Below are 1,033 nucleotides of genomic sequence, written 5' to 3'. Positions count from 1 at the left end.
AAATCCGCAGCTTCGGCATATAGTTTTAGCCCCGTTACATCTTCCGCGCAGGCCGACTCGACTAGTGAGCTATTACGCTTTCTTTAAAGGGTGGCTGCTTCTAAGCCAACCTCCTAGCTGTCTATGCCTTCCCACATCGTTTCCCACTTAACTATAATTTTGGGGCCTTAGCTGGCGGTCTGGATTGTTTTCCTCTTGACTACGGACGTTAGCACCCGCAGTCTGTCTCCCGGATAGTACTCATTGGTATTCGGAGTTTGCATCGGTTTGGTAAGTCGGGATGACCCCCTAGCCGAAACAGTGCTCTACCCCCAATGGTATTCGTCCGAGGCGCTACCTAAATAGCTTTCGGGGAGAACCAGCTATCACCGAGTTTGATTAGCCTTTCACCCCTATCCACAAGTCATCCCCTGGCTTTTCAACGACAGTGGGTTCGGTCCTCCAGTTAGTGTTACCCAACCTTCAACCTGCTCATGGATAGATCACCCGGTTTCGGGTCTACACCCAGCAACTAAACGCCCTATTAAGACTCGATTTCTCTACGGCTCCCCTAATCGGTTAACCTTGCTACTGAATGTAAGTCGCTGACCCATTATACAAAAGGTACGCAGTCACCAAACAAGTTGGCTCCCACTGCTTGTATGCATGCGGTTTCAGGATCTATTTCACTCCCCTCACAGGGGTTCTTTTCGCCTTTCCCTCACGGTACTGGTTCACTATCGGTCAGTCAGGAGTATTTAGCCTTGGAGGATGGTCCCCCCATATTCAGACAAGGTTTCACGTGCCTCGCCCTACTCGACATCATTATCTAAGCCCTTTCGCGTACAGGACTATCACCTACTATGGTCGCACTTCCCAGAGCGTTCCACTAAAGCTTAGATAACTTAATGGGCTTTTCCCCGTTCGCTCGCCGCTACTGAGGGAATCTCAATTGATTTCTTTTCCTAAGGGTACTGAGATGTTTCACTTCCCCTCGTTCGCCTCATAAACCTATGTATTCAGTTTATGATACCCGCCTTATAGCGGGTGGGTT

At 49.5% G+C, this 1,033-nt stretch carries 1 rRNA gene; it reads right to left on the bottom strand.

Annotated features, from left to right (window positions below):
• Positions 1-1,033 (bottom strand): 23S ribosomal RNA (locus tag FTU83_RS17300); the annotation flags it as partial.

This window comes from Acinetobacter sp. YH12152 (assembly GCF_013418285.1).
Taxonomy (GTDB): Bacteria; Pseudomonadota; Gammaproteobacteria; order Pseudomonadales; family Moraxellaceae; genus Acinetobacter; species Acinetobacter amyesii.
Note: the sequence above shows the minus strand (reverse complement) of the source record. Positions and strands in the feature narration are given on the sequence as shown.